Origin of the sequence: Nostocoides jenkinsii Ben 74, from assembly GCF_001046875.1 — a bacterium.
GTDB classification, from domain to species: Bacteria; Actinomycetota; Actinomycetes; order Actinomycetales; family Dermatophilaceae; genus Nostocoides_A; species Nostocoides_A jenkinsii.
Genome location: NZ_HF571038.1, coordinates 3,504,526 through 3,507,377 on the forward strand (window position 1 = coordinate 3,504,526; position 2,852 = coordinate 3,507,377).

Sequence of the window (2,852 nt, forward strand, 5' to 3'; positions counted from 1 at the left end):
CCCGCCGAGTCCGGCCGTTGATATCGGCCACGCCCGGGGTGCGGCGCGCGGGGTCGAGCCACGCCCCGATCCGGTCACGCCCGGCCCCGACGGGCGCGCGGAACTCCTCCGCCCGGCCGACCCGTGCCCGCGAATCCGGCCACGGACGCAAGTTGAGGTCGGCGATGAGCGCGGTGACCGGGTCGGCGTCCACCGCGGTGACGGTCACGCCCAAGGCAGAGGTCGCCATCGCATCGGACCCGATCCCGCAGCCGAGGTCGTGGACGGTGGCGATGGAGGCCGCGGCATACCGCTGGGCATGGGTGGCGGCCACCTCCAGTCGGGTCGCCTGTTCCAGGCCGTCCGCGGTGAACAGCATTCCGTCGACGAAGTGCGCGAACTTCGCTCGGGCTCGGTCGCGCAGTCGCTGCTGGGTCACCAGCGCGGCGGCATGCTCGGCCGGCAGTCCCTGACCACGCAAGGCGGTGATGAGAGGGATGGCCGCCGCCTCCGCATACGGGGGGAGGGCGTGGAGCATCGCGCGGCCCTCGGGCGAGCCCAGCCAACGCACCTCCGCGACATCCACGAGAGCCATCCAACCAGCCCTGGCAGGCAACGCGCCGGGGCTGGCACTCAAGTTGACCGAGTGCTAAAGCACGCTTAGATTGAGAGTTGGCACTCTCCTCGTGTGAGTGCCAACCGTGCACATCGGCCTCGACCCCCGCGACGGCGAGATCGCTGCGGCACGACATTCGTTCTTCATCCCGCAGTCAACAATGAAGGAGTCATCGTGTCGGTTTCCATCAAGCCGCTCGAAGACCGCATCGTCATCAAGTCCCTCGAGGCTGAGCAGACGACGGCATCCGGCCTGGTCATCCCGGACACGGCCAAGGAGAAGCCCCAGGAGGGCGAGGTCTTGGCGGTCGGCCCGGGCCGCATCGACGACAAGGGCAACCGCGTTCCGCTCGACGTCCAGGTCGGCGACCGGGTCATCTACAGCAAGTACGGCGGCACCGAGATCAAGCACGGCGGCGTCGAGTACCTCATCCTCAGCGCCCGCGACGTGCTCGCGGTCGTTGGGTGATCTGACAAAGGACATCCATGGCCAAGGAACTGGAGTTCAACGACTCCGCCCGCAAGTCGCTGGAGCGGGGCGTCGACGCCCTCGCCAATGCGGTCAAGGTGACGCTCGGCCCCAAGGGCCGCAATGTCGTCATCGACAAGAAGTGGGGCGCCCCGACCATCACCAACGATGGCGTGACCATCGCGCGTGAGGTCGAGCTCGAGGACCCGTACGAGAACCTCGGTGCCCAGCTCGCGAAGGAGGTCGCCACCAAGACCAATGACGTGGCGGGTGACGGCACGACCACCGCGACCGTTCTCGCCCAGGCGATGGTCAAGGAAGGCCTGCGTAATGTCGCGGCCGGGGCCGCGCCGGCGAGCCTTAAGCGCGGCATCGACAAGGCCGTCGAGGCCCTCAACGAGCGCCTGCTGACCAACGCCCGCGAGGTCGGTGGCAAGGAGGAGATCGCCTCCGTCGCCGCGCTGTCCGCGCAGGACAAGGGCATCGGCGACACCATCGCCGACGCCTTCGACAAGGTCGGCAAGGACGGTGTCATCACGGTCGAGGAGTCCTCCACGGCCGAGACCGTCCTGGAGTTCACCGAGGGTATGCAGTTCGACAAGGGCTACATCAGCCCCTACTTCGTGACTGACCCCGAGCGCATGGAGGCCGTCCTCGAGGACGCCTACCTGCTGATCAACCAGTCCAAGATCTCCACGATCGCCGAGATCCTCCCGGTGCTGGAGAAGGTCATGAAGACCGGCAAGCCGCTGGTCATCATCGCCGAGGACATTGACGGTGAAGCCCTGTCGACCCTGGTCGTCAACAAGCTGCGCGGCACGTTCAATGCCGTCGCCGTCAAGGCGCCCGGCTTCGGTGACCGCCGCAAGGCGATGCTGCAGGACATGGCCATCCTCACCGGTGGCCAGGTCGTCTCCGAAGAGGTTGGCCTCAAGCTCGACCAGGTCAGCCTCGAGCTGCTCGGTCAGGCGCGCCGCGTTGTCGTCACCAAGGACAACACGACGATCATCGACGGCTCCGGCGACGCCGGTGACGTCACGGGCCGCGTCAACACGATCAAGGCCGAGATCGAGCGCACCGACTCCGACTGGGACCGCGAGAAGCTCCAGGAGCGCCTCGCCAAGCTCGCCGGTGGCGTCTGCGTGATCAAGGTCGGCGCGCACACCGAGGTGGAGCTCAAGGAGAAGAAGCACCGCATCGAGGACGCGATCTCCGCCACCCGCGCGGCGATCGAAGAGGGCATCGTCGCCGGTGGCGGCACCGCTCTCGTCCACGCGCTGCCCGCTCTTGACGAGCTCGGCCTGACCGGTGACGAGCAGACCGGCGCCAATATCGTGCGCAAGGCCGCGGCCGAGCCGCTGCGCTGGATCGCCGAGAACGCCGGCCTGGAGGGCTACGTCGCCGTCTCCAAGGTGGGCGAACTCCCGTCAGGGCAGGGCCTTAACGCCGCGACCGGCGACTATGTCGACCTCATCGCGGCCGGCGTCGTCGACCCGGTCAAGGTGACCCGGTCGGCACTGCGCAACGCCGCCTCGATCGCGTCGATGGTCCTGACCACCGACACGCTCGTGGTCGAGAAGAAGGAAGAGGAGCCCGCTCCCGCGGCCGGTCACGGCCACGGTCACGGTCACTGACCCCCGATTCGCGTATGCCGCGCCCGCCCCTCCCCGGGGCCGGGCGCGGCTTCGCGTTTCCCGCCTTGTCCAGTAACGCCCGCCCGCCTCGCCCGCCGCGCCTCCTCCAGTACGAACTTGAGCACGCCTTACGAACTTGAGCACGCCTTGCAAGG

Annotated in this window: 2 protein-coding genes and 1 pseudogene; 2 read left to right on the forward strand and 1 reads right to left on the reverse strand. The window is 68.1% G+C overall.

The genetic code is table 11. The annotated features are described in order from the left end of the window. A pseudogene (locus BN13_RS19770) lies at positions 1–574 on the reverse strand (class I SAM-dependent methyltransferase); the annotation flags it as partial. Positions 575–769: 195 nt separating this feature from the next. Between BN13_RS19770 and groES the strand changes: the two are divergent. Further along, on the forward strand, positions 770–1,063 hold the full coding sequence (gene groES, locus BN13_RS16680) for a co-chaperone GroES (protein ID WP_048548305.1): 294 nt from the start codon (positions 770–772) through the stop codon (positions 1,061–1,063). 17 nt (positions 1,064–1,080) lie between these two features. Then, entirely contained in the window at positions 1,081–2,697 is a 1,617-nt protein-coding gene (groL, locus tag BN13_RS16685) for a chaperonin GroEL (RefSeq protein ID WP_048548307.1), read from the forward strand. The last annotated feature ends 155 nt before the right edge of the window (positions 2,698–2,852 follow it).